General features: G+C 60.2%; 32 protein-coding genes. 9 read left to right on the plus strand and 23 right to left on the minus strand.

Going from position 1 to position 26,979, the window contains the following annotated elements:
- Positions 1-130: 130 nt before the first annotated feature.
- On the minus strand, positions 131-1,750 hold the full coding sequence (locus ACS5RD_RS16900; protein WP_489928361.1) for a L,D-transpeptidase family protein: 1,620 nt from the start codon (positions 1,748-1,750) through the stop codon (positions 131-133).
- 348 nt (positions 1,751-2,098) lie between these two features.
- Here ACS5RD_RS16900 and mepK point away from each other — a divergent pair, with 348 nt between their 5' ends.
- The gene (mepK, locus tag ACS5RD_RS16905) at positions 2,099-2,668 is read left to right on the plus strand and encodes a peptidoglycan L,D-endopeptidase MepK (protein ID WP_054005990.1); all 570 of its coding nucleotides are present in this window, start codon (positions 2,099-2,101) and stop codon (positions 2,666-2,668) included.
- Between the two features lie 114 nt (positions 2,669-2,782).
- Here mepK and ACS5RD_RS16910 read toward each other — a convergent pair whose 3' ends face one another.
- Both ACS5RD_RS16910 and ACS5RD_RS16915 read right to left on the minus strand, forming a co-directional pair.
- Positions 2,783-3,535 carry an RlmE family RNA methyltransferase gene (locus ACS5RD_RS16910; protein ID WP_054005989.1) on the minus strand — a complete coding sequence of 251 codons (753 nt, stop codon included), beginning with the start codon at positions 3,533-3,535 and terminating at the stop codon, positions 2,783-2,785.
- Positions 3,532-4,665, minus strand: a complete 1,134-nt coding sequence (locus ACS5RD_RS16915; protein ID WP_489928362.1) for a Ppx/GppA phosphatase family protein — start codon at positions 4,663-4,665, stop codon at positions 3,532-3,534. Before ACS5RD_RS16915 ends, ACS5RD_RS16910 begins: the two co-directional genes overlap by 4 nt.
- A 262-nt stretch (positions 4,666-4,927) precedes the next feature.
- Between ACS5RD_RS16915 and ACS5RD_RS16920 the strand changes: the two genes are divergently transcribed.
- From ACS5RD_RS16920 to ACS5RD_RS16930, 3 genes are read left to right on the plus strand one after another with little or no spacing between them, the layout of a single operon-like run.
- Complete coding sequence (locus tag ACS5RD_RS16920; protein WP_054005987.1) at positions 4,928-5,230, plus strand: virulence factor; 303 nt, start codon at positions 4,928-4,930, stop codon at positions 5,228-5,230.
- A 20-nt stretch (positions 5,231-5,250) separates the two neighbouring features.
- Positions 5,251-6,165, plus strand: coding sequence for a methylenetetrahydrofolate reductase (locus ACS5RD_RS16925; protein ID WP_489928363.1), 915 nt, complete (start codon positions 5,251-5,253; stop codon positions 6,163-6,165).
- A gap of 34 nt (positions 6,166-6,199) precedes the next feature.
- Positions 6,200-7,177 carry a methyltetrahydrofolate cobalamin methyltransferase gene (locus ACS5RD_RS16930; protein WP_054005985.1) on the plus strand — a complete coding sequence of 326 codons (978 nt, stop codon included), beginning with the start codon at positions 6,200-6,202 and terminating at the stop codon, positions 7,175-7,177.
- 47 nt (positions 7,178-7,224) lie between these two features.
- On the opposite strand, the gene ACS5RD_RS16935 is transcribed toward ACS5RD_RS16930, so the two are convergent.
- The 15 genes from ACS5RD_RS16935 to ACS5RD_RS17005 all read right to left on the minus strand — a co-directional run bounded on the left by ACS5RD_RS16935 (position 7,225) and on the right by ACS5RD_RS17005 (position 18,963).
- Positions 7,225-7,428 (minus strand): hypothetical protein, encoded by a 204-nt coding sequence (locus tag ACS5RD_RS16935; protein ID WP_054005984.1) that lies wholly within the window; start codon positions 7,426-7,428, stop codon positions 7,225-7,227.
- Between the two features lie 3 nt (positions 7,429-7,431).
- On the minus strand, positions 7,432-8,073 hold the full coding sequence (scpB, locus tag ACS5RD_RS16940) for an SMC-Scp complex subunit ScpB (RefSeq protein ID WP_054005983.1): 642 nt from the start codon (positions 8,071-8,073) through the stop codon (positions 7,432-7,434).
- The gene (locus tag ACS5RD_RS16945; protein WP_489928364.1) at positions 8,070-8,867 is read right to left on the minus strand and encodes a segregation and condensation protein A; all 798 of its coding nucleotides are present in this window, start codon (positions 8,865-8,867) and stop codon (positions 8,070-8,072) included. The genes scpB and ACS5RD_RS16945 overlap by 4 nt, the downstream gene beginning before the upstream one ends.
- Positions 8,860-9,867, minus strand: a complete 1,008-nt coding sequence (gene nagZ, locus ACS5RD_RS16950) for a beta-N-acetylhexosaminidase (RefSeq protein WP_489928365.1) — start codon at positions 9,865-9,867, stop codon at positions 8,860-8,862. The genes ACS5RD_RS16945 and nagZ overlap by 8 nt, the downstream gene beginning before the upstream one ends.
- Complete coding sequence (locus tag ACS5RD_RS16955; protein WP_489928366.1) at positions 9,864-10,937, minus strand: SPOR domain-containing protein; 1,074 nt, start codon at positions 10,935-10,937, stop codon at positions 9,864-9,866. Before ACS5RD_RS16955 ends, nagZ begins: the two co-directional genes overlap by 4 nt.
- A gap of 84 nt (positions 10,938-11,021) precedes the next feature.
- Positions 11,022-12,767 (minus strand): arginine--tRNA ligase, encoded by a 1,746-nt coding sequence (argS, locus tag ACS5RD_RS16960; RefSeq protein ID WP_489928367.1) that lies wholly within the window; start codon positions 12,765-12,767, stop codon positions 11,022-11,024.
- Positions 12,768-12,855: 88 nt separating this feature from the next.
- Positions 12,856-13,341 (minus strand): holin family protein, encoded by a 486-nt coding sequence (locus tag ACS5RD_RS16965; RefSeq protein ID WP_489928368.1) that lies wholly within the window; start codon positions 13,339-13,341, stop codon positions 12,856-12,858.
- Positions 13,332-13,943, minus strand: a complete 612-nt coding sequence (locus ACS5RD_RS16970) for a holin-associated N-acetylmuramidase (protein WP_489928369.1) — start codon at positions 13,941-13,943, stop codon at positions 13,332-13,334. Before ACS5RD_RS16970 ends, ACS5RD_RS16965 begins: the two co-directional genes overlap by 10 nt.
- An 85-nt stretch (positions 13,944-14,028) precedes the next feature.
- A complete protein-coding gene (gene ccmE / locus ACS5RD_RS16975) occupies positions 14,029-14,481 on the minus strand; it encodes a cytochrome c maturation protein CcmE (protein WP_054005976.1) in 453 nt (150 codons plus the stop codon).
- Between the two features lie 9 nt (positions 14,482-14,490).
- Entirely contained in the window at positions 14,491-15,519 is a 1,029-nt protein-coding gene (gene argC, locus ACS5RD_RS16980; RefSeq protein ID WP_489928370.1) for an N-acetyl-gamma-glutamyl-phosphate reductase, read from the minus strand.
- 59 nt (positions 15,520-15,578) lie between these two features.
- The gene (locus ACS5RD_RS16985) at positions 15,579-16,328 is read right to left on the minus strand and encodes a DUF1684 domain-containing protein (protein WP_489928371.1); all 750 of its coding nucleotides are present in this window, start codon (positions 16,326-16,328) and stop codon (positions 15,579-15,581) included.
- A gap of 122 nt (positions 16,329-16,450) precedes the next feature.
- Positions 16,451-16,723, minus strand: a complete 273-nt coding sequence (locus ACS5RD_RS16990; RefSeq protein WP_489928372.1) for a BrnA antitoxin family protein — start codon at positions 16,721-16,723, stop codon at positions 16,451-16,453.
- A complete protein-coding gene (locus tag ACS5RD_RS16995; RefSeq protein WP_489931402.1) occupies positions 16,720-16,956 on the minus strand; it encodes a BrnT family toxin in 237 nt (78 codons plus the stop codon). Before ACS5RD_RS16995 ends, ACS5RD_RS16990 begins: the two co-directional genes overlap by 4 nt.
- Positions 16,957-17,231: 275 nt before the next feature.
- Positions 17,232-18,044, minus strand: a complete 813-nt coding sequence (gene murI, locus ACS5RD_RS17000; protein ID WP_489928373.1) for a glutamate racemase — start codon at positions 18,042-18,044, stop codon at positions 17,232-17,234.
- Between the two features lie 40 nt (positions 18,045-18,084).
- Entirely contained in the window at positions 18,085-18,963 is an 879-nt protein-coding gene (locus tag ACS5RD_RS17005) for a lysophospholipid acyltransferase family protein (RefSeq protein ID WP_489928374.1), read from the minus strand.
- A gap of 201 nt (positions 18,964-19,164) precedes the next feature.
- Here ACS5RD_RS17005 and ACS5RD_RS17010 point away from each other — a divergent pair, with 201 nt between their 5' ends.
- Complete coding sequence (locus ACS5RD_RS17010) at positions 19,165-20,058, plus strand: LysR family transcriptional regulator (RefSeq protein ID WP_054005970.1); 894 nt, start codon at positions 19,165-19,167, stop codon at positions 20,056-20,058.
- Positions 20,059-20,329: 271 nt separating this feature from the next.
- Here the strand turns inward: ACS5RD_RS17010 and ACS5RD_RS17015 are convergent, their stop codons facing one another.
- Both ACS5RD_RS17015 and ACS5RD_RS17020 read right to left on the minus strand, forming a co-directional pair.
- Entirely contained in the window at positions 20,330-21,556 is a 1,227-nt protein-coding gene (locus tag ACS5RD_RS17015) for an RNA polymerase sigma factor (protein ID WP_489928375.1), read from the minus strand.
- A 9-nt stretch (positions 21,557-21,565) separates the two neighbouring features.
- Complete coding sequence (locus ACS5RD_RS17020) at positions 21,566-21,913, minus strand: YciI family protein (RefSeq protein ID WP_489928376.1); 348 nt, start codon at positions 21,911-21,913, stop codon at positions 21,566-21,568.
- A 178-nt stretch (positions 21,914-22,091) separates the two neighbouring features.
- On the opposite strand from ACS5RD_RS17020, the gene purL reads away from it, so the two are divergent.
- The 4 genes from purL to grxD all read left to right on the plus strand — a co-directional run bounded on the left by purL (position 22,092) and on the right by grxD (position 25,555).
- Complete coding sequence (gene purL, locus ACS5RD_RS17025; protein ID WP_489928377.1) at positions 22,092-24,251, plus strand: phosphoribosylformylglycinamidine synthase subunit PurL; 2,160 nt, start codon at positions 22,092-22,094, stop codon at positions 24,249-24,251.
- A complete protein-coding gene (locus tag ACS5RD_RS17030; protein WP_489928378.1) occupies positions 24,248-24,733 on the plus strand; it encodes a GNAT family N-acetyltransferase in 486 nt (161 codons plus the stop codon). Before purL ends, ACS5RD_RS17030 begins: the two co-directional genes overlap by 4 nt.
- A gap of 63 nt (positions 24,734-24,796) precedes the next feature.
- Entirely contained in the window at positions 24,797-25,033 is a 237-nt protein-coding gene (locus ACS5RD_RS17035) for a BolA/IbaG family iron-sulfur metabolism protein (RefSeq protein WP_304924212.1), read from the plus strand.
- 156 nt (positions 25,034-25,189) lie between these two features.
- Positions 25,190-25,555 carry a Grx4 family monothiol glutaredoxin gene (grxD, locus tag ACS5RD_RS17040; protein WP_489928379.1) on the plus strand — a complete coding sequence of 122 codons (366 nt, stop codon included), beginning with the start codon at positions 25,190-25,192 and terminating at the stop codon, positions 25,553-25,555.
- 94 nt (positions 25,556-25,649) lie between these two features.
- On the opposite strand, the gene ACS5RD_RS17045 is transcribed toward grxD, so the two are convergent.
- The 3 genes from ACS5RD_RS17045 to ACS5RD_RS17055 are packed head-to-tail and all read right to left on the minus strand — an operon-like array spanning position 25,650 to position 26,858.
- Entirely contained in the window at positions 25,650-25,988 is a 339-nt protein-coding gene (locus ACS5RD_RS17045; RefSeq protein ID WP_489928380.1) for an MliC family protein, read from the minus strand.
- The gene (locus ACS5RD_RS17050) at positions 25,985-26,356 is read right to left on the minus strand and encodes a cell division protein ZapA (protein WP_489928381.1); all 372 of its coding nucleotides are present in this window, start codon (positions 26,354-26,356) and stop codon (positions 25,985-25,987) included. Before ACS5RD_RS17050 ends, ACS5RD_RS17045 begins: the two co-directional genes overlap by 4 nt.
- Positions 26,349-26,858, minus strand: coding sequence for a hypothetical protein (locus ACS5RD_RS17055; protein ID WP_489928382.1), 510 nt, complete (start codon positions 26,856-26,858; stop codon positions 26,349-26,351). Before ACS5RD_RS17055 ends, ACS5RD_RS17050 begins: the two co-directional genes overlap by 8 nt.
- Between the last annotated feature and the right edge of the window lie 121 nt (positions 26,859-26,979).

The raw sequence follows: 26,979 nt of genomic DNA on the forward strand, positions 1-26,979 counted from the left end.
GGTATCCTCCGGCGGTTTGCGGAAGGTTTAGCGCGGATAACCGGCAGCTTGAACCACAATTCTCATAACAGCCAAACGGATTCCCCCGCAGGGAAATCACATTGTTTCAACCGGCTATCCCAACGGGAAATCAGCCCTGCACTTCTGGCAAGGCCACACCCGCCTCGGTCAGCGCCTCAAACAGCTTGCCGTCGCGACCATAGACATCGCGGCGATAGGCCATCCCGGTCTTGGTCGGCCAAGCGGTGTAATAGACCAAATGCACCGGCACTGGCACATCCAGCGAGACCGAGCTTTCGTTCTTGGCATCAAGATGCTCTTGGAACAGGCCTTTCGGATCGTTGGTCTGCTTGGCAAGCAGCGTATAGGCGAAATCAAACGGGTCGCCCAAACGGATGCAACCATGGCTGAAGGCGCGCACCTCATTGGCGAACAGCGCTTTCGCAGGCGTGTCGTGCAGATAGATGTTGTAAGGGTTGGGGAACATGAACTTCACCTTGCCCAAGGCGTTGCCATCCGAGGGTGGTTGACGCAGGCCAAACGGGAAGCTCGACGCCGAATAGGCCGCGAAATTCACCGCCCCGCGCGGCACCACACGACCTCTGCCATCAATCACCTGCAAATGCCCAACCGCATTCGGGTTGCGCTGCAACATCGGCAGGTATTCCTTGACGATGATAGAGCGCGGCACCCCCCAGCTGGGGTTGATCACCATATATTCCATCTGATCGGAAAATTCCGGGCTGCGCATCTCGGGCGAGGCTTTGCCAACCACCACCCGCGTCTGAAACGTCACCCGACCGTCATCGACGATTTCAGCGGTGAAATCCGCCTGATTGACCCAGATATGCCGCTTGCCCAGCTCGGTATGCGCCATCCACCGCATCCGCTCCAAGGCCACGGTCACCGATTGCAAGCGCTCCGCTGGCGTCGTGTTCAGCGCGTCAATGGTCGATCCACCAGCCACACCATCGGCGGCAAGGCCCTGATCCAACTGATAACGTTGCACCGCGCGCTGCATCTGGCCATCGTAGGTCGCTGTGGCCGAGCGGCCCATATAGCCGAGCTCGATCAACCGATCCCGCAGCGCCACAACCGCATTGCCGCTGTCTCCGGGCGAGGGTTTTGCCGCCGAAATCCCGATCAACGACGGCGCTTCGCGCTCCAACCGCAGTTTTTCCTTCACCAACCGGGCATATTCCGCGGCCGCGGGCAGCAAAGCCCTGAGGTAAGCGTCGGGCGCAGTCGTGGCCGCCATCCCAGCCAGCAACACAGCCGGATCAGGCCGGATGATCTCACGCAGGATGGTCGGGTCAATTTTTTTCGGCGTCAAGGCACCAGAGCTGACATCGCGGGCATAAGACAGATAGGCGCTGGTCATCGCCACTTCCAAGCGGCCCCGGTCGCCTTCCGTCACCGCCGCTTTCGCCAGCGCGATCAGATCCGCCGGATCGTAGCGTTTCACCGGCAGGCCCTGCGCCTGCGCCGTCGAAAGCGCCATGATCAACGCATGACGCCGCGCCTGATCATCCGGGCCGGTCCACAAAGGTTGATAGCCATGGCTGCGGTAAAACGCGGCGACGGCCTCATCTGCGGCTGAGGCTTCCGCCAAAGACCGCGTGAAAGCATCGCTTTGCGCCAGAACCGGCGTGGTCCAGACCAAAGCAACGGTCAAAGCAGTGGTGGCGGTCAGGCGGCGGATAACTCCGCAGGCGCGCGCGGAAAAGCTGATGTGCACGATGATTCCCATTGGTCGGGCCAAGCCCTGTCGCATCTGATAGTGGTTTACTTTGAAAAGCTTGGGTGAAATCGTTGAAACTGTAAACTCGTGTTAACGCATCTGCCTGCGCATGAGTCGCGACTAACCCCGCGATTGTCGCATATTCGCCACGAATAAGGCAGATACGGAAATCCCCACTTGGTTCCCTCATTTTCAGCAATTTTTTGCCTATTGCTGCCAGACTGAGTCGCAGCGGCCATTCTGCTCTTTGGCTTCACCGCAAGCTGTGCCATAAGGTGCCCAGCACTTGGGGATGAAGTGACGAACAGAACCGCGACTTCAGGCGGTCAAAGACCAGCGATGGGACAGGCGCAAAGAATGGCGATTATGAAGACGGACATGATCACGCGACGTGGTCTGTTGGGTGTTTTTGCGGCGACTGCCGCGATTGCAGCCCCGACTTATTCCAATGCTTTCGGCCTTCTACGGGGCGCAGGCGATATCCGACGGATCCGAATGTATTCGGGTCGCACCGGGGAAAGCATCGACACAATTTATTGGGTCGAAGGCGAATATATCCCGGAAGTGACCAAAGAAATCAACCACTTCATGCGCGACTGGCGTTCCGACGAAGTGGTTGGCATGGACCCTCGCAACTATGACATCATCGCAGCCGCGCATCGCCTGCTGGATGTCCGCGAACCCTACATGTTGTTGTCGGGCTATCGCAGCCCCTCGACCAACGCGATGCTGCGTTCTCATTCGCGCGGTGTGGCAAAACACTCGCTGCATATGAAGGGCATGGCGGCTGATCTGCGATTGAAATCGCGTTCGGTCAGCCAAATGGCCAAGGCGGCAGAGGCCTGTTCGGCGGGTGGTGTCGGCCATTACTATGGTTCGAACTTCGTGCATATGGACTGCGGCCCGGTCCGCACTTGGGGCGGCTGAGGCGAGTTTTCGCGCAAGGTCGATCAACGTTTAAGCAAAAAGGCGCCGATTGGGGCGCCTTTTGTTTTTCGCCGGGTTCGGGATTGTTTCTGCAACCCACTTAATAGCGGCAGATCAATTTTCATCCCCGGAACGTGGTGCGAAAGATCCAGTCAGCGTCGCTTTACCCCGGAAGCCCTGTGCGACGACAAATTTTTCGGAACTGTCGGCGCGACTCGCTGGCGGCTTCACATTGGCGACTTTGTTGAACGACTTTTTCAACTGCACCTGCATCTCATTTTCCGCGCCGCCCGCCAGAACTTTGGCGATAAACGTGCCGCCTTCTTCCAGCACGTCAAAGGCAAAGGCTAAAGCCGCCTCGATGAGTGCAATAATCCGCAAGTGGTCGGTGCCCTTATGCCCCGAAGCCGATGCCGCCATATCCGACATCACCACATCGGCTTTGCCGCCCAGCCAGCCCTTGACCAGAGCGTCAGCTTCGTCGGATAGGAAATCCAACTGATGGATTTGCGCGCCCGCGATGCCTTCAATTTCTTGCAGATCAATGCCGAGCACAGTGCCAATCGGCTTTTTTGGATTGTCGCCCAAAGCATTAACCCGCTTCACTGCGATCTGACACCAGCCCCCCGGCGCACAGCCAAGGTCGACCACCCGCGCGCCCGGCACCAGGAAGCCATACTTGTCGTCAAGCTCGGAAATCTTATACGCCGCCCGGCCCCGAAAACCTTCCTTCTTGGCGCGGATCACATAGGGATCGTTCAACTGCCGCTCCAGCCACAGGGTTGACGACAGCTTGCGGCCCTTGGCGGTTTTGACCCGCACGCGCAGCTCGCGCTGGCCCCGGCCTGATGTGGTTTTCTCGGTCATTCGAACGGCCCGTCCTCTAACACGCCATCGGCGCTCATCTGTGCATATAAGAGCCCTTCGCGCAGACCACGGTCGGCGACGGAAAGGCGATCGGTTGGCCATATCCGCATCAGCGCCTGAAGGATAGCCGCGCCGGACATGATCAGCGTATGTCGGTCACGGCCAATCCGTGGATCATTGCGCCGCCCTTCCGGCCCCAGCGTCAGATATTCGCGGATCACCAGATCAATCTGATCGCTGGTCATCTGCAACCCGTCCACCTTGGTGCGATCATAACGCCGGAGGCCCAGATAGCTGGCGGCCACAGTGGTGACAGTGCCAGAGGTGCCAATAATCTGAAACCCCTCACGCTTTTGCGCCGAAGCATAGGGGCTGAAAGACGCAAGATTTTCCTCAAAAAACCAGCTCATCAACGCGAACCGCGCCGCGTCATCCTCGACATCCTGAAACTGGTCTTTCAGCGTCGCGACACCCAACGGCACCGAAATCCAATCCACCACCCGCGCCCCCGCAGGCTCCAACTGAAAACCGCGATGCAGCCGCATGATCGACTTTGGACGATCCTCGGGGGCCACCGCCGACAGATCAATCCACACCAGTTCGGTGGACCCGCCGCCAATATCGACCACCAAAAGCTGTTCTGTCGAACGATTCACCAAAGGCGCGCAAGAAATCACCGCCAGCCGTGCTTCTTCTTCGGCCGGGATAATCTCGACAATCAGCCCGGTTTCGCGCCGCACCTGCCGCATGAACTCTTTGGAATTGCGCGCACGCCGACACGCCTCGGTCGCCACGAACCGCATCCGCGTCACGCCATGCTGTTCGATCTTCTTCTGGCATATCCGCAACGCCTGCATCGTCCGCCCCATCGAGGCACGACCAAGCCGGCCCGAGGCTTCCAGCCCCGCACCCAGTTGGACAGTTTTTGAGAAACTGTCCACAACCACAAACTGACTGCCCCTTGGCTGGGCAATCAACATGCGGCACGCATTTGTGCCCAGATCCACGGCAGCATAAAGCCCCTTGGACCACAGGCCGGGGGGGGCCGACGGGTCAGTTTCGCGGAAAGCACCCTGTGCCTCAACCGCTGTTTGCATCGCGTCCGCCCCCAGGGGACGCTCGGGCGCCATAATCGCCCTCCATTAGTGGTTACCCCAAAGGTAGTCCCGTTACCGGGCAGTGGCAAGCACCCTCCCCCATGCCTGTGCAAACGTGAGCTGTGTGTTCATACAGATGATGAAAATTTCTCCAATCCTAAGCACTGGCCGCACGCGCTGTTTGCCGCTAGCAACAAGCGTGGTCGCTACAAGCATGTTCTATGTCGAAAACCGACCGTATTTGTCGCGTATCGGCGCATAGAACAGGTGACAAAATAGGTGGGGGGAATCAGCTATGCCGGATGTAACAGTGGTGTTTTGGCGCGATATTCCGGCGCAGGTGATTGTCGGTAAGGGGCGATCTGCGTCTAAGGTGCAACTGCCCGAGCGGTTTGAGCAAGCGATTGACCGCTGTGCCATGAAGATCGGCGCTAAAGGTGCCGACGCTTACTTGGCCGAATGGCGCAAGGCTGATCCCTATCCGGTGGAAGGCGAAGCCGCCGAGGTGGCTGCCGCCGAGGCCGCGCGCTTGGACACCACCTATGATACCGAGCGTCTGAAGACGCTGATCAACGCCGAGGGCTGGGCGCAAGCCTGACCGTTCTAAGGGAGGCCCGCGTGGCACTGAGCTTTTTCCGCAAAGAAACCAAACCCGCCGTCAACACCGATGCGAATGAAGCCTTTCTGAAGGGCTATTCGATTGAGGTGATGCCGCGCACCGCCGAAAAGGTGGAAGATTTCCGCGCCTTGCTGCCGAAAGGCACGCGGGTTTACATCGCCCATATCGAGGGCACGCCGATTGAAGACATGGTGGCCACCGCAAAGCGCATTGCGCGCGAAGGCTTCGACGTGATGCCGCATTTCCCGGCGCGGATCATCCATGACAAGGCAACCTTGGCCGATTGGATCAAGCGCTATCAGACCGAGGCGGGCGTCAAACAGGCGCTTTTGCTGGGCGGTGGCGTCAATACCCCTGCCGGGGACTTTGACAGCTCGATGCAGTTGATCGAAACCGGGCTGTTCGACGGCTTTGACCGCCTGCACGTCGCGGGCCACCCCGAGGGCAACAAAGACATCGACAAGGACGGCGGCGATGCCATTGTGCTGGCTGCGCTGAAATGGAAACAGGCGTTCTCGGAACGCTCTGACGCGAAAATGGCGATTGCCACGCAGTTCTGCTTTGAGGCGGCCCCGGTGATCGCTTGGGCCAATCGTCTAGCCGATGCAGGCGTGCATCTGCCGATCCATATCGGTGTGGCGGGCCCTGCCAAACTGCAAACCCTGATCAAATTCGCAATTTCCTGCGGCGTTGGTGCGTCCTTGCGCGTGTTACAAAAGCGCGCAATGGACGTGACGAAACTGCTGCTACCCTACGAGCCGACCGAGTTCATCGCAGGGCTAGCTGCCCACAAAACCGCGAACCCGGCTTTTGGCATTGAGCAGGTTCACTTCTTCCCGCTCGGCGGCATCAAGACCAATGCGGCTTGGGTTACCGAAAATGGCGGTGCCTCTGGTGTGCCTGCAAACGCTTAAGAAACCCACAAACGCTTAAAGAGAAGGTTTAAGAATGACCCGTACCGTTATTGAATCTAAAACAAAAACCGTGATCATCGGTTTTGACGAGCCGTTCTGCGTGATCGGTGAGCGTATCAACCCAACGGGCCGTAAAAAGCTGGCCGCCGAAATGGAAGCCGGCAATTTTGAAACGGTTCTGCGCGACGCGCTAGAGCAGGTAGCTTGCGGTGCCAACATTCTGGACGTGAACTCGGGGGCGGTGTTCACCAACAAAATGGCCGAAGATCCGCGCTATGCCGACAATAACTTTGTCGAGCCGCCGCTGATGCGCGAATTGATCCTACGGATTCAGGCCGTGGTGGATGTGCCTTTGTGCATCGACAGCTCGGTTCCCGGCGCGTTGGAGGCTGGCTTGCAGTCTTGCGAGGGCCGCCCCCTGCTGAACTCGGTGACGGGGGAAGAAGACCGCATGGAACTGGTTCTGCCGCTGGTGAAGAAATACAACGTGCCGGTGGTGGCGATTTCCAACGATGACACCGGGATTTCGCAAGACCCCGATGTGCGTTTTGCTGTGGCGAAAAAGATCGTTGAGCGTGCCGCCGACTTCGGTATCCCGGCCCATGACATCGTGGTTGACCCGCTGGTGATGCCTGTGGGTGCGATGGGCTCGGCTGGCCAGCAGGTGTTCGCCTTGGTGCGCCGTCTGCGCGAAGAGTTGGGCGTCAACACCACTTGCGGTGCCTCGAACATCTCGTTCGGCTTGCCGCATCGTCACGGCGTCAACGCGGCCTTCTTGCCGATGGCGATCGGCGCAGGGATGACCAGCGCCATCATGAACCCGGTGCGTCTGCCCGAGATGGAGGCCATTCGCGCCGCCAACTTCCTGATGAACCATGACGCCAATGGCGGCGAGTGGATCCGCTTTGCGAAGGTTCTGGAGGCTGTCGAGGCTGGGGCGACGTTTGCCGAGGCTTCGGCTGCGGCAACGGCGGCAACGTCAGGGCGTCGCGGTGGGCGTCGCGCGCGCTAACCTTTTAGATCAGTACCAAAAGGCCCGCCACTGGCGGGCCTTTTGCTTTAGCGGATGCGGCGGGTCAGCTTGGCCGCTTGCCGTGCGCGCTTCGCCATTTCCTTGCCCGCGCGGGCCTGTGCGTGATCTTCAGGCGTCATATCATCGGGCGACTTCCCCCTACGAGCCGCATAATCAACACCCTTATTAACGGCGGTGTTGACCAGCCGCCCCAAGAGTTTATTCAGGATCATCTGAATGATACGGTCCATGGCTTAGTCCTCAAACAATTCGCTTTGCCCGGTACTGGGCTGTTCTTCGTCTTCAGATGGGGTGGTCAACCCACCCGGCAAGGGGCGACTGTCGAGAAGCCCAGCCGCGCGCAATTCTTTCAGCCCCGGCAGATCGCGGGCGGATTCAAGGCCGAAGTGGTCAAGGAAGTGATCGGTCACCACAAAGGTCACCGGACGCCCCGGAGTCATCCGCCTGCGCCCCAACCTGATCCAGTCCAACTCCAACAGCTGGTCCACGGTGCCCCGACTGACCGCGACACCGCGAATTTCCTCAATCTCGGCCCGCGTCACCGGCTGATGGTAAGCCACAATCGCCAGCGTCTCAATCGCCGCGCGCGACAGTTTGCGCTGCTCGGCGCTTTCCTTTTGCATCAAATGCCCCAGATCGGCAGCGGTGCGGAAAGCGTAGGCATCGCCAACCTTGACCATATTCACCCCCCGCCCGTCATAGCGGCGGCGCAGGGTCAACAGGGCCTCAGCCGGATCGCAACCATGCGGCATCCGCTTGACCAGTTCGGCCAAAGTGACAGGTTCGGTCGAAGCGAACAGGATGGCTTCGACCATGCGTTCCTGCTCGCCCATCGGCGGCGCTTCGAACAGGCTTTTCTCAATCGGATCGGTCATGGATTTGTCCTGCGGATCATCAGCGGGGCAAAGACTTCACCCTGTTTGATCTGCACCTGACCGCGCTTGGCCATTTCCAAAATCGCGGCAAAATGCGCGGCAGTGGCCGATCTGCGGCGGGTGGGGGAAACCTCCCAGCCTTCGGGCATGAAGCTGGTTAAATCCGACCATTCCCCCGCATAACCCAGCAGGCCGCGCATCCGTTCCAGCGCATCTTCCATCGTGTAGACGTCTTTGCGATCAAAGGCATAGGGACGGAATTCGTCGCGGGTGCGGATGCGGGCATAGGCGCGCATCAGGTCCAGCAGGGTGGCGGAATAACTGACATTGACCTTGCGGGTAACATCCTCGGGCACGCCCCGCGCGAAGAAATCTCGGCCCAACTGATCCCGCCCCATCAGCCTCGCAGCGGCCTCGCGCATTGCCGACAGACGCTCCAACTGGAAGGCCAGATGCGCCGCCAGATCTTCGGCAGATGGCCCCGCCTCACCGGGTTCCGGGGGCAGCAACAGGCGGGATTTCAGGAACGCCAGCCACGCCGCCATCACCAAATAATCGGCGGCGAGTTCAATCCTTAGCGCCTGCGCGCGCTGCACGAAAACGAGATATTGCTCGGCCAGTTGCAGCACGGAAATCTTGCGCAGATCAACCTTTTGCGTGCGCGACAGCATCAACAAAAGGTCGAGCGGCCCCTCAAAGCCATCGACGTCAATGATCAGCGCTTCAGAGGCCAGCCTCTCGGCAGCCGGAATACGCTCTGCGGCGCCCCAATCGTCGGTATCCGTGTCAGCCATGCGCACCTTCGCCCAGCAGAGCCGAAAACTCAGCCTCCAGCGCGGCGATGTCAACGGATTTCGCCGGGCAGCGCTGCGCAAGCGCTGCCACAGCGCGCGTACGGGCGGCTGCGGTCATGACGCCTGCGGCGGCGGCGACCTCCAGCATTTCAGCCATGTCGCCCTTGCAATGCAGCGCGATATCACAGCCCGCAGCCATCGAGCGCGCTGCCCGCTGGCCCAAACTGCCAGCCAAGGCCTGCATGTTCAGATCATCGGTGATCAGCAGGCCCGCAAAGCCGATCTCATCGCGGATCGCTTTGATCATCGCAGGAGACTGCGTGGCGGGCAGGCTGTCATAGGCCGAGAAGATGATATGCGCCGTCATCGCCATCGGCAGGTCGGCCAAAGCGCGGAACGGCGCGAAATCTGTGGCGTTCAGGGTGGCGCGGTCGGTGGTGACAGTGGGCAGATCGTGGTGGGTGTCGTTGATGGATCGGCCATGCCCCGGCATGTGTTTGACCACCGGCAGCACGCCCATCTCCAGATGCGCATCGGCGACGGCGCGGGCGATTTGGCTGACGGTTTCAACGTCTTGGCCATAGCAGCGATTGCGCAGGAACGGGTGGGTATTGGGGCCCGCAATGTCAGCAACAGGGGCGCAGTTGGCGTCAATGCCGACGGCTCGGAGTTCTGCAGCGATCACCAGCGAACGCAGCGCCATCACGCGGGCGGCGTTTGCTCCGGCTTTCTCTACGGTATCAAGCGGGGCGGCCCATTCACGCCAATACGGCGCGCGCAGACGCTGAACGCGGCCACCTTCTTGATCAACAAGGATGGGGGCGTCACGGCCAACGCTATCGCGCAAATCGGTAGTCAGGCGGGTAAGCTGTTCAGGAGTCTCAACATTCCGCGCAAACACGATGAAACCCAACGGGTCATAATCGCGGAAGAAATCCCGCTCAGCTGCGGTCAGCGTCAGCCCGGCACAGCCGAAGATCGCGGCACCAGAGCCGATCATTTTTGCGCAACCGGGATGCACGAGGCGTTTTGAGCCAGCATCGCGGCGCAGAATTGCCGCGCCACATCTTCGTCGGCAAAACCATGCGCGCGCAAGCGGTAGAAGGTACGCCCGCCACTTTGCGCCGACTGCACGACCATGGCTTTGCCCGGCAGCAGATCGGGGAAGTCGGCTTGCAGCTTGGCCCATTCGGCACGCGCACTCACCTCATCGTCGAAGGCCCCGAGCTGTACCAGGCGGGTGCCTGCGGGGATAGTGCTGGGGTCGATTTCAGCCACGGCGGTGGTTGTTGCGACGGGAACCTGAGCGGCAGCCTCCGGTGCAGCTTCGGCGGTGGCGGCTGCGGGTTCAGCGGCTGCGACCGCAGCGGCGCTACGGCTGGCTGGACGCAGCCTCGGGCGCACTGACTTCACCGGATCGGCGGCGGCAACCTCGGCCTCACTCAACCCGCCTTCTGCGGTTTCTCCGTCCGCCAAAGCGGCGGCGAGGGCTGCGGCAACTGCGTCTTCCTGGGTCGCAGGCAAAGGTGCAGTGACCGCAAGGCTTGTCGCATCCGCCCCCCCGGCACTGGGAGCAACCTCGGGCATAGCAGACGGAGCAATCTCAACGGGCGCAAGGCTTACCTGAGCCTGCGGTGCCACCTCGACCACTTCGGCACCACTTGCCAAAGGATCGGCGGCAGGCAGTTGCGACAATTCAGCGGTGCCTGCTTGATCTTCTGCCGTCAAAGCCACCTCTTTCGGCGCAAGGATCAGTTTATCCGGCAAAGGCAAAGCGGTTCCGGCAGCAGCCACAGCGTTGACCGATAGACCCTGGTGCGTCGCCACATCGCCACCGGGATTATCGGGCGCGATACGCAGCGGGCCTTCCAGCGCGCGGACCACCGGGATGCCGGAAACATCACGCACCGCCAGTTTATAGCCCCAGACGCCAAGCCCAATCACCAAAGCCACGGAACAGGCGGCCCCGGCCAAGTTTATCATCGCGCGGGCGCGACCCGTCGCATAGCCAGAGGCTATCTCATGCTCGGCATAACCGCCGTCGAACTCATCGAAATCCACGTCCGCCATGTCTTGCCTCGCGTGCAAGGGCGATACATGCCACCCCTGCTTGTTATTTTGCCCTCTCCGGTCAGGCGGCTCAGACCTTGGCACTTAGCGCATTTCCTCAACCGGAGTGACGCCAAGGATACCAAGGCCGGCCGAAATCACAACGCCCGTGGCACGCGCGAGGGCGATTTTCGCCGAAGATGTTGCCGCATTACCCTCTTGGATAAAGCGCAGGCTGGTATCATCGTTGCCTTTGTTCCAAAGCGAATGGAATTCGGACGCCAGTTCATAGAGGTAAAACGCAATACGGTGCGGCTCATTACCCTTGGCGGCGATCTCGACCAAGCGCGGCCATTCAGCGAGTTTCTGCGCCATAGCGATCTCAGCAGGGTGGCTCAGGATGGCCAGATCGGCGTTTGCCAAAGCTGCATCGCTGCAATCAATTCCCGCCTCACGCGACTTGCGCAGCACCGAGTTGATCCGGGCATTGGCATATTGCACATAGAACACCGGGTTGTCTTTCGACTGCTCCAACACCTTGGCGAAGTCGAAGTCCAAGGTCACGTCGTTCTTGCGCGTCAACATCATGAAACGCGTCACATCCGCGCCCGCTTGTTCGACCACATCGCGGAGGGTCACAAAGGTGCCTGCCCGCTTTGACATCTTGAACGGCTCGCCATTCTTATAAAGCTTCACCAGCTGCACCAGCTTGATATCCAACGGAACTTTTCCATTAGACAGGGCAGAGACCGCCGCTTTCATCCGCTTGACATAGCCGCCGTGATCGGCACCAAAAATGTCGATCAGCTCGTCAAAACCGCGCTGCACTTTGTTGTAGTGATAGGCAATGTCGGGGGCAAAATAGGTCCACGATCCATCTGATTTCATCACCGGGCGGTCGCTGTCATCTCCATGCGCAGAGGACCGGAACAGGGTCTGGACACGGGGCTCCCAGTCTTCCAGAAGCTTACCCTTTGGCGGTTCCAGCGTGCCTTCATAGATCAGATCCATGTCACGCAGGGCTTGGATCGCGGCCTCAATCTGCCCGGTGCCGTAAAGCGCCTTTTCCGACGAATACACGTCCATCTTGACGCCCAAAGCCGCCAGATCGCCGCGAATTTCTTCCATCATCATCTCAGACGCGATTTCGCGAATGTCGGCCAGCCAGACCTCCTCGCCCTTATCGAGCAGACTGGTGCCGAATTTCGCCTTCAACGCCTCGCCCACCGGGATCAGATAATCGCCGGGATAAAGCCCCTCGCGGATTTCAGGCTCCAGCCCATTGGCCTCGCGATACCGCTCGTAAGCCGAGCGCGCCAACACATCAACCTGCGCGCCTGCATCGTTGATGTAATATTCGCGGGTGACATTCCAGCCCGAGAATGCCAGTAGCCGCGCCAGCGCATCTCCGAACACGGCACCGCGCACGTGTCCTACATGCATCGGCCCGGTCGGGTTGGCAGAGACGAACTCGACGTTGACTTTGCGCCCTGCCCCAGCACTGGATTTGCCAAACGCCAACCCTTCCGTCAGCGCCGCTTTCACCACGCCCTGCCAGACATTCGCCGCCAGCCGCAGGTTCAAGAACCCTAGCCCCGCCACTTCGGCCCCGGTCAGGCGCGGGTCCAGCACCAGCTTGGCAGCCAAAGCCTCGGCAATCGCACGCGGCTGCATACCGGCGGGTTTAGCCAACACCATCGCCGCATTGGTCGCCATATCACCATGCGCCGGATCGCGCGGCGGCTCGACCGCCACCTGTGCAAAGTCCAGACCAGTGGGCAAAACGTCCTCGGCGGCCAAAGCCGTCAGGCTGTCGGTCACCAAGCTGCGGATTTCGGCAAAGAGGTTCATTTGATCAATTCCTGTCTCGTTGGTTTGGCAATGCCAGAGCCAGCAAGACAGGTCAAGGACAGCCCCGGTTTTGGGGCCGTTTAGGCGGCTAGTTTTGCTCAAAACGCCAATCATCCAAGGCGGGATTGGCGTCAGAGGCCGCGGTGGTTGGATTCAGCCCCGCAGTCACGCTGACCGGGCGATTGCGAAAGTAATGTGTCTCACGCGCGCCAAAGTAAAACGCCACGACGGCACCGAGCAGCCACCAAAGCGGTTCCGGCACCGCATTCAACCCCATCATACGCAAAGCAAAATCCGGCGGGTCAATCATCGCATAAACAAACAGGCCAATGGTGCCGAACGCCAGAAGCGGGCGCGGCAGGCGGTTTAACCCGTTAATCAAGCGGTCGAAACCACTGGTCGAGGCATTGCTGAATTCATCACCAAATTGCTCTAGCGCCGCCGCTTGCGCCTGTGCCGACAGCTCCATCTGCTTGGTCGCCGACGGGACGAACACCTCTGCAACGCCCTTGGCGGCATCACCCAAAGCCGCCACCGCGCCCGGCGCATTCAAAACTGTGCCGATCAATCCCATGCTGCCACCCGTGCGTGATGTTGCGCCTCTGTCAGCCGATATTTCGGCGCGATAAACTCCTCGGCGCGCGTGATCCAACCGCCCTTGCCGCCATCACGGCGGCGCGCATATTTGCGGCTGGCGGGACGGGCATCGGCCAGAGCGTAATAATAATTCCGCCGTGCAATTCCGTAGGCGTCTGCAAGGTGGCTGGGGGCAGCTTCTGCGGCCATCTGCGCCGCGCGAATGGTCTGCGGACCAATCTGAGTATCCGCATTGCAGGGAAATCCCATGCTGGTCAGCAACCGCTGCAACACCTTCACCGCATTTGCGCCTGCGTTGACATACATATCGAAAACGGACGCTTGCAAGACCTCGGGCAGCGCGCCAATGCCAGTGCGCTGGTAGTAATGTTCGACATAGATATCAACCGCTTGGGCGGGGGTCAGCGCCCTCACATCGGTCACGTCGATCCTTGTGTCACGGGTAATATCGATCCCCAATCGCCGCAGGGTATTCAGAGTAACTCCGTGGTTTGTGGCGCCGCCCGGATCATCGGGATCGTTCACAAAACCGCCCTCGCGCGCGACAATCTCAGCCGCCAAATCCTGTACAGATTTCATCGCATCTCCCCTTGAATTGCCGGGGGCTATGCTGGCGCGAAGCGGTTAATCTGCTGCGAGTGAAGCGCGCGCTGGTACTGCAGAACTACTTCTGCGGCGCGACGTAAACGCCCTGCGCTTTCAAAGCGTCAACCACCTCTTTTGGCATGTAATTCTCATCATGCTTTGCGAGAATTTCACTGGCGACAAAGGTATCGCCCTCCATCTCTCCGGTGCCGACCATGCCCGCGCCTTCGGCAAACAGATCGGGCAGAACTCCGGTAAACTTCACAGGCACGGTCTTGTTGGTATCGGTCACGCTGAAGGTGATCGTTTCCCCCTGCCCGCGCACCAAGGTGCCCTTTTCGACCAGCCCGCCGATGCGAAACACCTCACCCGCGCGCGGCGGATCGGACAGAACCTGACTGGGCGAGCGGAAAAAGTTGATACCGTCGCGCATGGCATAGCCAATCAGTGCGGTTGAGGCCGCCAGCAGCACAAATGCAAACAGGATCAACTGCACGCGGCGGCGTTTTTTTAGCCCCTTTAACCCAGCCATATCAGCCCCTTACGGGAACATCGGTGCTAACATCAGCCCCGACGTTTCCTCAATTCCCAGCATCAGATTGGCGTTCTGGATCGCCTGCCCCGACGAGCCTTTCGTCAGATTGTCCAACACAGCCACCACCACAGCGCGGCCCGGAACCCGATCCCCGATCACGCCGATATGGCAGTAGTTAGAGCCTGCAATGTCGCGCGTCGAGGGGAGTGCGCCAAAGGGTAGCACCTGCAAGAACGGCTCGGCTGCATAAACGCCGGTCAGCACCTGATGAATGACCTTCGCGTCGCCCTGCACATAGGTGGTCGCCAGAATCCCGCGGTTCATCGGCAGCAGATGCGGCGAAAACTGAATATGAACAGGCCGTCCGGCGAGTTTAGAAAACTCCTGATCAAACTCGCCCAAGTGGCGGTGCTTGCCACCCATCGAATAGGTATGCGTGCCGCCGGAAAGTTCCGCGTGCAGCAGGTTTTCCTTTAGCGACCGCCCAGCCCCTGATACTCCGGCTTTAAGGTCGATCAGGATATGGTCCAGATCAATCACCCCCGCCGAAATTAGCGGCCGCAGCGCGTACTGCCCGGTCGCGGCGTTGCAACCCGTCCCTGCCACCAGACGCCCCTTGCGGATATCGTCGCGGTAAAACTCGGTCAGACCATAGACAGCTTCTTTTTGCAGGTCGGTGGCTGTGTGGGCTTGGCCATACCACTTCTCATACTCTGCCGGATCACGCAGCCGGAAGTCAGCCGACAAATCGACAATCTTCAAATCGCGCGGCAGGGCCGAGACGACAACTTGGGTGGTCGCGTGGGGCAGCGCGCAGAAACACAGATCAACGCCTGAAAAGTCGATCTCATCAATCTTTTGCAAGCGCGGAAGATCAAGGTGACGCAGGAACGGAAAGACTTCGGCCATCGCCATCCCCGCTTTACGGTCGGCAGAAAGCGCAACTATTTTCATCTCGGGATGCGTGGCGATCAGGCGGACAAGCTCGGCACCAGTGTAACCTGAAGCTCCGAGAATGGCGATGCGATGGGTCATGGCTGCCTCCGTTTTGGTGGCGCAGATGTGGCGTTTGGGGGGGGCAGATGCAAGTGAAATTATGGTGTCAGGCGCTCGCCAGCCTCAACCCGAAACGGCAGGATATTGTCGCGAGGCGGCAGTGGGCAGATCGCGAAATCGGTGAAGCCGCAGGGCGGGGTGAAGGCGCGGTTGAAATCGAGGGTGATTTCGGTGTCGGTCGCGTCCTCACCGATCAGGAATCGCGAGGCGGGGTAGGTTTCTTTTCCGCTGGTCTGGTCACGGATCACGAACATGGGTTTGCCGTCTTTCCAATGGGTCGCAAGCAGCGTGATGGCGTGGCTTTGGTAGGTGAAATGCGCGGTGTGGGTGAGTTGGACAGTGGTTTGCGCGCCGCCTTTTTGGTCGATGGGTTGGGTGATCGGGGTTGACAGGGCTTGCCAGTGGGCGCGGAGGATCAGGGATGGGTTGGTGGGGAAGTAGTAGAGGGTTGCTCGGCGTGGCAGTGTGCGGTCGCGGACGCGGAGGGCTGGGGTGCCGTCTACGGTGTGGAGTTCTAGCAGGAGGGTTTCAGTGCGGAGTTGGGGGAAGCCTGCTGGGGTGGGGAGGAAGGGGATCGGGGCTTCGTTGGGCGGGGTCAGGGTTTCGGTGGTGGGGTCGATCAGGCCGAGATGGGCGGGACCGGTGGAGAGGTGGATTTGATTATCGGGGGCGGTGCCTGCGGATTGGGGGCCGGGATTGAGCTCGACCCGGTCGGTGAGGTTGAGCCAGCCGTCCTCGGCTTGCAGGGCTTTCAGGCGGGCGGCGCGGTGTTGGGTCAGGGGGAGCATTTTGGGGGCCTTTTTGGCTGGTCCCAACTCGGGACATTTTTTTGTTGTTTGGATTCAAGGGGGTGGGGTGGTGGATTTAAGGATTTGTTAAGGTTTGGCGACGGTGCGTGAAATCACGCACCCTACAGGCCTGCGGCTTTTCGGAGGGCTTCGTTCATGCGGCTTTGCCAGCCGGGGCCGCTGGATTTGAAGGCTTCGAGCACTTCGGGGTCGAGGCGCAGGGTGGTGGAGATTTTCGGGGTGGCGGATTTCGGGCGGCCACGTTGGACGCGGGCGGCGGCGAATTTGGCGGCCCAGTAGGGGGCGGTCATATCGGGCAGATCATCGTCAGGCTCGGAGGCTGGATCAATCGGCAAGGCCGTGGTCGATGCTGAATTTGGCAATTTCATGATCATTTGCTTTCCTCATACTTATGTATGCGTCGGGCATTACCGCTTGGTGTCCACGCCACGAACATCATCCGACCATTCAGATATCCAACTGTCACGAAGCGCGCCTCGCCGTAAACCACGCGGTCATCTTCGACTGTAAGAACCTCGGTTGCAAAGATCGCGCTGGCTTCCGCCATGTCCAGCCCCCGCTTGAGCAGGGTCGCGTCGCGTTTGGCGGGGTCAGATTCGATCTGTATTTAATGTAACTACATTAATGGGCGAATGCAAGTGCGGCGCAGGTTTGGTATAAGTTGAGTTTCCGAGCAAGACTATGTGTTTGATGTGGAACGGTAGTGGTGGGTTGCACCCACCCTACGATGATGGCCAAGGCGCTGCGCGGGTTGTAAGTTCGGAACGCTCCGCGGGGGATATTTGGGCCAATGTGAAATTTTTGGAGTTGCGATTGGGTAGATCGGCGGCAAGGTGATGGTGGGGTGAAACCCCATCCTACAGAGCGGAGGAGTGGTCGGCGTCACGCGGCCTCAAACACTACTCTTTTGCGCAGGAATTGCGTGGCTTTGTTGGAGACGGACGCGGCGTCGCCGGTGGTGATGAATTTCGACTTGGTGCCGGCCCCCAGCATTTCGGGGCGGCGTTGCAGGTAGTCGGCGAGGCTTTCGGCGACGAGGTTGGCTTGGGAGTAGACTTTGACCTCGGGGCCAAGCGCCTCGGCGAAGGTTTTTTCCATCAGGGGGTAGTGGGTGCAACCCAGAACGGCGGCTTGCGGGTGGGGCATGCGGCGTTTCAGGGCCTCGACATGGCTGCGCACCAAGGCTTCGGCGAGGATTTCGTCGCCTTGCTCGATGGCATCAACGACACCGCCGCAGGGTTGGGCCTCGACATCGACGCCGATGGCGCGGAACGCCAGTTCACGCTGGAAGGCACGGGAGGCCACGGTCGCGGGGGTGGCGAACAAGGCCACATGTTTGACGCTGACTTCACGCGGGGGGGAATTGTCGCCCCATTGGCGTTCGGTCAGGGCCTCGATCAGCGGCACGAATACGCCGAGGACGCGCTTTTCGGGGGGGAGCCAGGTTTCCTGCATGCGTTTGAGGGCTGCGGCGGAGGCGGTGTTGCAGGCGAGGATGACCAGATCGCAGCCTTCGGCCCACAGGCGTTCGGTGGCGGCACAGGTCAGATTGAAGATGTCGTCATGGGTGCGCACGCCGTAGGGCGCGTGGGCGTTGTCGCCGAAATAGACGAAGGGGGTGTCGGGGAGACGCTTTGTCAGTGCGTCCAGCACTGTCAGCCCGCCGATGCCGCTGTCGAATACGCCTACTGCCATCTTTGCCCCCTGCCCGCTTTCGCAGTCTTGAGGCTGCGGTTTAGCGGGATTTGTATTTCGCCTCGAATTCGTAGCCGTGAGCATAAGAGGGAAGTGGCGCGGGTGAAAGGGCGTAGGTGGCTTGGCGCAGGGTTTCCATCATCGCGGTGGGGTCGGATTTCAGGGATTGGATGGTGTCGGCGGGGATCGGTTGGCCGATCACAAGGCGGACGGGGGTGTCAGTGCGGGATTTGAACTCTTTCAGCAGCATCGCGACGCGCAGGTTGGCGTGGACGCGGGAGGCGAGTTGAAACAGGCGCGAGTTGTGGCCCTCAAAGTATATGGGAACCACGGTGGCGTTGGATTTGGCGATCATCTTGGCGGTGAAGTTGCGCCAGGACGGGTCCATCGGGTGGGAAAACGGTTTCAGCGAGGTTGACACCGTGCCGCCGGGGAAGATGCCGATCGCGCCGCCTTCGCTGAGGTATTGCAGGGCGGTGGCGCGGGTTTGCAGGTTGAGTTTGACGGCCTCTTTGGTCTCATCGAACGAAATCGGCAGCAGGACTTTGTTCAGCGCCTCGGCGTGGCGGAAGACCGCGTTCGACAGGATGCGGAAATCGCCTCGGATCGCATCCAGCAGATGGCCCATCATCAAGCCGTCGAGGATGCCGTAGGGGTGATTGGCGATCAGCACCAGTGGGCCTGCGGTGGGGATGTTGGCAAGGCTGCCTGCGATGAGGTCGAGGCTGAGGCCGTAGCGCTCGGGGATGACTTGCCAGAACGAGCGGCCTTGCGCGATGTCATGTTCGTAACCAGCGGCGCGCTCGATCAGGTGGCGGCGGCCAGAGACGTTTTCCAGCACGCGGATCAGGGCGCGACCGGGGCGGGTGCGGGCCGAGGTGGCGTAGGAAATGTCGCGGCTGATGTTAGTTTGCAGCATGGGAACCTCGGGGGTTTGCACGGGCGGCATGGCGGGTTTGTGACAGGGTAATGGCTGTGCGTGACGCTGAAATGACAGCGGACGAGGGATAAGGCTGACAAATAGAGGGAATAATTACGGATTTGCCCGGTTTACAGGGCGGATTTTGTGCATAGATAAGCAGGCTCATGGTATCATCCGTGAAATAATTTTGAGGGACCGATGGACTGGGATAAGCTGCGCATTTTTCACGCCGTTGCCGAAAAGGGCAGCCTGACTCATGCGGGCGAAGTGCTGCATCTGTCGCAATCCGCCGTAAGCCGACAAATTCGCGCACTGGAGGAGAGCCTTTCGGTGACCTTGTTCCACCGCCATGCCCGCGGGCTGATCCTGACCGAACAGGGTGAGTTGCTGTATGATGCGACCCAAGCCATGGTCAAACGACTGGATGCCACGGCGGCGCGGATCCGGGATTCCGAGGATGAGGTATTTGGCGAGTTGCGGGTGACGACGACGACCGGGTTTGGGACGTTGTGGTTGGCGCCGCGGTTACCAGCGTTGTATAAGAAGTATCCCAGCCTGAAGATTGATTTGATGCTGGAAGAACGCGTGCTCGATCTGCCGATGCGGGAGGCGGATGTGGCCATTCGGATGAAAGAGCCCAGCCAAGCTGATCTGATCCGCAAGCGGTTGATGAACATTCGGATGCGGCTTTATGCGACGCCGGAGTATCTGGCGGAACATGGCACGCCGCTGACGATGGATGATTTCGCGCAGCATCGGTTGATCTGCCAACATGCGGGTACGGCTCAGGTGGCGGCGGGGGCGAATTTGGTGGCAGAATTGATGGCGCATGACATTCCCTCGACGCTGACGGTGAACAACTATTTCGGGGTGCTGCAGGGGGTGTTGAACCATCTGGGCATCGGCGTGCTGCCAGATTACCTGACCGAAGACTTTCCGCATCTGGTGCGGGTGTTGCCGGAGACGGAATCGACGGAAGTGCCGGTGTTTTTGGCCTATCCTGAGGAATTGCGGCACTCGAAGCGGGTGTCAGCGTTTCGAGATTTCGTGACCGAAGAAATCTTTGCGTTTCGTAAGCGGCAGCAGTTGTAGGCTGCGCGAAAGCTATGGGGTGGAGGAAGCCTTGCCCGAATGGGCGGGGCTTTTTCATTTCAAAGGCGCGCGTCCGCCATCAGGTGAAAATTGACCATTCGGTCAAAGCTATGCGCGCAACGCATGACGGCATTGCTGCGTTTGCAGCCTGTTCTTCATTGAGGCAATTCAGCCATAGGTATAGATACCGCTGTGAGGCAGCAGTCGAGTTCGCTCTTGTTGCTTCATACCTCCCTGTTGGACTTGGCCGAGCGAAAGCTCGGCCTTTTTTTTAGCTTTCGGGGGGGATTTTGTTAACTGCCCGCACATCAAGCAGATTTTTGCGGCGTTCGGCCAAAAATGCTGCGTCTGCGAGATTTGCTGCAAGTGCGATGGCGCGGCTGTAGGCGGTATAAGCGGCGGGATGATTCGCCGTTAGCGCCAACAGATGCGCAAGCGCGGCGTGGTAGGGTTGATAGCTGGCAAGGGCTTCGGCGAGGGGTTCGAGCAGGCGCAGGGCCTGCACCGCGTGTCCGGTTTCGGCAAGCGCCACTGCGTGATTAAGGGCTACGACCGGGGTGGGTTCCAACTCGAACAGGCGGGCATAAAACGCCTCAATCTGCGCCCAATCGGGGGCGCTTGGCAGGATATGGGCGGCGGCGATGGCGGCTTTCAGCTGCATCGGGCCGGGACGGCTTTGGCTGATGGCGGCGTTCAGCAGGCTGAGGGCTTCGGTGATTTCGGCGGCGTTCCACAGGCTGCGGTCTTGGTGTCCGGGCGGGATGGTCTGGCCGTTTGGCGCGCGGGCAGCAGTGCGGGCCTGGGTGAACAGCATCAGCGCGAGGCAGGCTTGGGTTTCGGGATTATTGGGCAGCAGGGTTTGCAGCAGGCGGGCGAGGAAGATCCCCTCAATGCAGAGGCTTGGGTTAGCGGCGGCGTGGCCGGTGGTGAAGATCAGGTAGATCACCGTCAGCACAGAGCGTAGGCGTTCCGGCCAATCGGCGGGGTCGGGCAGATCAAAACGCAGGTGCAGAGCGGCGATGCGGGCTTTGGCGCGGGTGATGCGCTGGCCCATGGTGGACTCCGTATCGAGGAAGGCGGCGGCGATTTCCGCGGTGGAAAGGCTGCAGACGGTGCGCAGGGTCAGTGCACAGCGGGATTTTTCATCTAGCGCCGGGTGGCAACAGGTGAAGATCAGCCTGAGGCGTTCGTCGGGGATGCTGGCGGGATCATCGGCGGCCTCATCGCGGGCGAGTTGCGCAAGGGCTGTAGTTTGGCGGCTGTCACGCGCCACGCCGCGCAGACGGTCAATGGCTTTGCGGAAGGCGGCACGGATCAACCAAGCCTCGGGTCGATGCGGCGGCCCCGCCCTGCCCCAATGGATCAGGGCTGAGACGCAGGCATCTTGCAGCGCGTCCTCGGCCAGCTGGAAATTTTGCACGCGGGCGATCAGCGCGGCGAGGATGCGGCCACGGTCCCGCCGCAGGCAGTCGGCTAAAGCTGCGGCGGGGTCGGTCATACTTGGGCCTCAGTATTCCATCACCGGGCGCAATTCGACGGTGCCCCAGGCCACCGAGGGGATCATCGCGGCATAGGCGATGGCGGCCTCTAGGCTTGCGGCGTTGAACAGATAAAAGCCGCCGAGGTGTTCTTTGGTTTCGGCAAACGGGCCGTCCATGGTTTCGACTTTGCCGCCGCGCAGCCGGACGGAGGTGGCGGTTTGCACGGATTTCAGGCCTTCGCCCGCGAGATAGGCGCCATCGGCTTTCAGCTTGGCGGTGAGGGCGAAATAGCCCTGCATGAAGGCGTCAAATTCGGGGCTGCCATGGGGCGGTTCGCTGCCGGGGGTGGAATAGATCAGGGCGATGAATTGCATTTTCGTCTCCTTCTTGGGTTTCGATAGCACAAGGACGTTTGGCGCGGCTGGATTTCGACAAAGGACGCAAAATAAGTCCGGAGGCAGCGAAATAATTGCGCGAAATTTGCCCCGGCCCTTTCCCTGTTGGCGCGCTTGGCCTATGACGCCCGCAACTCTCATATATCCGGGGAATGCCATGACCGAGCCTGCCATCACGCCTGATCTGATCGCAAAGCATGGCATGAAGCCGGATGAATATCAGCGGCTGCTGGAGATCATCGGGCGGGAGCCTTCGTTCACCGAGCTGGGGATTTTCTCGGCGATGTGGAATGAGCATTGCAGCTATAAGTCGTCGAAGCGTTGGCTGCGGACCTTGCCGACTACTGGGCCGCAGGTGATTTGTGGACCGGGCGAGAACGCCGGGGTTGTCAATATTGGCGACGGGCAGGCGGTGATCTTCAAGATGGAGTCGCACAACCACCCGTCCTATATCGAGCCGCATCAGGGCGCTGCGACGGGCGTTGGCGGGATTTTGCGCGATGTGTTCACCATGGGGGCGCGGCCGATTGCGGCGATGAACTCGCTGTCGTTCGGGGTGCCGTCGCATCCGAAAACCGGCTATCTGGTGAAGGGCGTGGTTGAGGGCGTTGGATCTTATGGCAATGCGTTTGGCGTGCCGACGGTTGCGGGCGAGGTGCGGTTTCATAAATCGTATAACGGCAACTGTCTGGTGAACGCTTTTGCCGCCGGGTTGGCGGATGCCGACAAGATTTTCTATTCGGTGGCCTCGGGTGTGGGGATGCCAGTGGTTTACTTGGGCGCCAAGACGGGGCGGGATGGCGTCGGCGGGGCGACGATGGCCTCGGCTGAGTTTGACGACACGATTGAGGAAAAGCGCCCCACCGTGCAGGTTGGCGACCCCTTCACCGAAAAGCGGCTGTTGGAGGCTTGTCTGGAACTGATGGCTTCGGGGGCGGTGATTTCCATTCAAGATATGGGCGCGGCTGGGCTGACCTGCTCGGCGGTCGAGATGGGCGATAAGGGCGGCTTGGGGATCAAGCTGCAACTCGATGCAGTGCCGCAGCGCGAAACCAACATGACGGCTTATGAGATGATGTTGTCCGAGAGCCAAGAGCGGATGCTGATGGTTCTGAAGCCGGAACTGGAGGATGTGGCGCGGGCGATTTTTGTGAAATGGGATCTGGATTTTGCCATTGTCGGCGAGACTATTCCCGAGGATCGCTTCCTGATCCTGCATGGCAATGAGGTGAAAGCGGATTTGCCTTTGTCTAAGTTGTCTTCCTCTGCGCCAGAATATGATCGGCCTTGGGTGGAAACGCCTGCGGCTGCGGCCTTGGGGGATGTGCCTGTGATTGGCGCGATTGCGGGGCTGCGGGCGTTGATCGGTTCGCCCAATTATGCGCAGAAAGCTTGGGTTTACGAGCAGTATGATAGCATGGTTGGGGCAGATACGGTGGTGGCGCCGGGGGCTGGTGCAGGGGTTGTGCGGGTGCATGGCACGGGCAAGGCGCTGGCGTTCACCTCGGATGTGACGCCGCGCTATGTAAAGGCGAATCCGTTTGAAGGTGGTAAGCAGGCGGTGGCGGAAGCTTACCGGAACCTGATCGCTGTCGGGGCTAAGCCTTTGGCTACGACAGATAACCTCAACTTCGGCAACCCCGAAAAGCCGGAGATCATGGGGCAAATGGTCGGGGCGATTAAGGGCATTGGCGCGGCTGTGCTGGCGCTGGATATGCCGATCGTTTCGGGCAACGTGTCATTGTATAATGAGACGGATGGTTCGGGGATTTTGCCGACGCCGACGATTGGCGCGGTGGGGATTTTGGCCTCGTTGGATGATCTGATCGCCGGGCGTCCGATGGCGGGCGATGTGGCGCTGGTTGTGGGCGAGACGTTTGGGCATCTGGGGCAGTCGGCACTGTTGGCCGAGGCCTTTGGGATCGAGGCGGGGGATGCTCCGCGTGTTGATCTGGACGCAGAGAAGGCGAGCGGGGATTTCATTCTGGCGAACCGCAAAGCCATTCGGGCTTGCACCGATTTGGCGGATGGCGGGCTTGGACTGGCGGCGTTTGAGATGGCCGAGGGCGCGGGTTTGGGTGTGGCGCTGATCGCGGGCGATATTCCGACGCTGTTTGGCGAGGATCAGGCGCGGTATTTGATCGCTGCGGATGAAGCGGGGGCTGCGAAGTTGGAAGCGGCGGCTTTGCTGGGCGGGCTTGAGGTGGTCCGGGTAGGCAGCTTTGGCGGCGGTTCGGTTGACTTTGGCGGCGACAAGGCCTCGCTGGCGGAATTGTCGGCGCTCTATCGTAGTGCCTTTGAGAAGGCGGTGGGGTGAGGCTGCGTCCTGCCCTAGCTGGTGATTTTAGCTTTATCCGCAGCGTCGCGGGGCGGGCGGAGTTTGCGCCTTTTATCACCGATGAGGATGAGGCGGCGCTTTCTGCGTATCTGACCAGCCCTGCGGCGCGGTTGCTGATCTGGGAAGACGATCAGGGGCCGCGTGGGTTTGCTCTTTATGCGGTGCCGCAGGATGGCGCGGGTGTGGTTGAATTGCGCAGGTTGGCACTGGACCTTGCTGGGCGCGGTGAGGGTCAGGCGTTTTTGCGCGCGATGATCGGTTATGCGTTTGAGGATTTGGGCGCGGAGCGGTTGTGGCTGGATGCCTCGGGTGAGAATTTGCGGGCGCAGGCGGCTTACGTTCGGGCGGGGTTTGCGCTGGAGGGGCGGCTGCGCGGGCATTGGTATCGGCCTGTTTTGGGGCGCGTTGTGGACTTGATGATCTATGGCATGATGCGCAATGAGTGGCAGGCGCGGGGCTGATTGGCCTCTTGCAGCGCCCCGCCCCCAAGCTTACATTTGCGGTGAACTGCCAAGGAGTGCGCAATGGCGATTGAAGCCCATGAAATTGAAGGCCTGATCCGCGCGGCGTTTCCCGATGCCCGCATCACCGTGCAGGGCGACGATGGCGCGCATTTCTCGGCCGAGGTGATTGATGCCAGCTTCAAGGGCATGAACCGGGTGCAACAACAGCGCGCGGTTTATGCCAGTTTGAAGGGCAAGATGGATGGGCCAAGTGGTGCGCTGCACGCGCTGGCGCTGACGACGAAAGCGCCGGAGTGATTTCAGCAGCCTGCCACGCGGCTGCTGACTGGGTAGGTGATCTGATCACCGATGTATTGTCGTCGATTTTTAGCGGGTCTTCTGGAAGCACCAAAGCCGTGAAAACAAAACAGACTAAAACCCGCGCCAAAGCGCGCGCGAGGAAAGGGAAACGCTATGTCAAACGCTCTTGAGATGATCAAAGACACCGTGACGAAAAACGACGTCGTGTTGTTTATGAAGGGCAACAAGTTGATGCCGCAATGTGGCTTCTCGTCGAAAGTGGCGGGGATTTTGAATTACCTCGGCGTCGAATATGCCGATGTGAACGTGCTGGCAGATGCTGAAATTCGCCAGGGCATCAAGGAATTTTCGGATTGGCCGACTATTCCGCAGCTTTACGTTAAGGGCGAATTTGTCGGCGGCTGCGATATTGCCATCGAGATGACGCTGTCGGGCGAGCTGGATGCGTTGTTGGAGGCCAATGGCGTGGCGTTTGACAAAGCAGCGGCGGAGAAAATCCGGGAAGCGAACGCTGGTTGATCTGTTGGAGCGGGGGCCAGCCCCCGCACCCCCGGGATATTTGAGCCAACGTGAACGCAAATTTTAATCAAATGCTGCGGAGTTTGGCGTTTGGTTACTGTTCTTTGCAATCGGCGTGCAGCACGGACTCGGAGCCGCCTTTGGTGCCGTCTTTCCAGTAGAGCGTGCCCTCTTTGCCCTTGGTCCACCAGACATAGTTAGACCCGTCCGAGGGCCAGCCATAGCGGGCGCCAGAGGCGGCTTCTTCGGCAATCAGGTTGAAGTTTTCGCCCTTCACGGTGATTCTGATATTGCCGTCAGTGCCTTGAAGAACCGGGATGATCGTCCCGTCCGCGCACAAATACTGCGTCGTGCCGGCATCGGCGACGGGCGGTGGGGCTTCTTCGGGCGTGCAGGCGGCAAGCAGCGCCAGCAAGGCAAATGTGCGGATCATTGCAGACGATCCTCGACGGAAGCGGCCATCGCCTCGGCCCTTGCAGCGATTTCGGCGAGAGTTTCCCGCAGGCCAGGCGGGACCACGGCGACCTCAATTTTCTCGCGTTCGGGCTGCGGGCGGGATTCGATCTCGGCCAGTTTCAGTTTCAGCTGGCGGTTTTCATCCTCAATCGCGGCGGTTTTATCAGCCAACATCAGGCCTGCCATCAGCAGCATCCGCGATTCCGGCAGCCGACCCATTTGGGCGACCAAGGGCGTGGCTTCGGTATCCAGCATCCCAGCCGCACCGCGCAGGAAATGTTCCTCGCCGGGTTGGCAGGACACGGTGAAATTGCGGCCCCCGATGGTGATTTCGATATCAGGCATTGGCGGCGGCCTCCTCAATCAGCGGGTTCAGCGCGGCGATGATTTCCGAGAGCTCCTCGGCCTCAGAGGCGCGGGCGCTGCGCAAGGCGTCAAGTTCGGCCAGCATGGCTTTGTTGATATGCTCGGGTTCGGTGACACCCAACTCGGCGACATCGCGCAGGGCGGCGAGTTCTTCGTTCAATGCCGCGGAGGTGGCGCGCAGGCGGGCGAGTTCCTCGGATTGCGCGGCAAGCTGGGCGTTCAGCGCCGAGAGTTCATCGGTGAGTGCAGATTTCGTGGCCTCATCCTTTTGATGCACCGCGCGAAGGCGTTCCTGCAGCTGGGCGTTGAGCATGCGCTCTTCGTCAAGTTTTTCGTTCAGCACCGCGAAATCGCTTTCGGGCAGCATCGCCGTGGGGTTGTCCGATGGCATTGGCACGGCGGCGCTGAGGTTTTCCACCCCGCACCCGATGCGTTCGAGGGCTGCGGTGATGCGCCGTTCGAGTTCTGCGATATCCTGCATGGGTCTTACGCCCTTTCTGTTTCTTCTGGGCTGGCCCTGCCCTACCCGCGGCTCGCGAATCGGCAAAGCCTTGCGTTAAGGGCGATCTTAGCGGCTTGGCGCGGGGCCGTCTTGTCTTTTG

This window comes from Cypionkella sp. PAMC25878 (genome assembly GCF_058135695.1).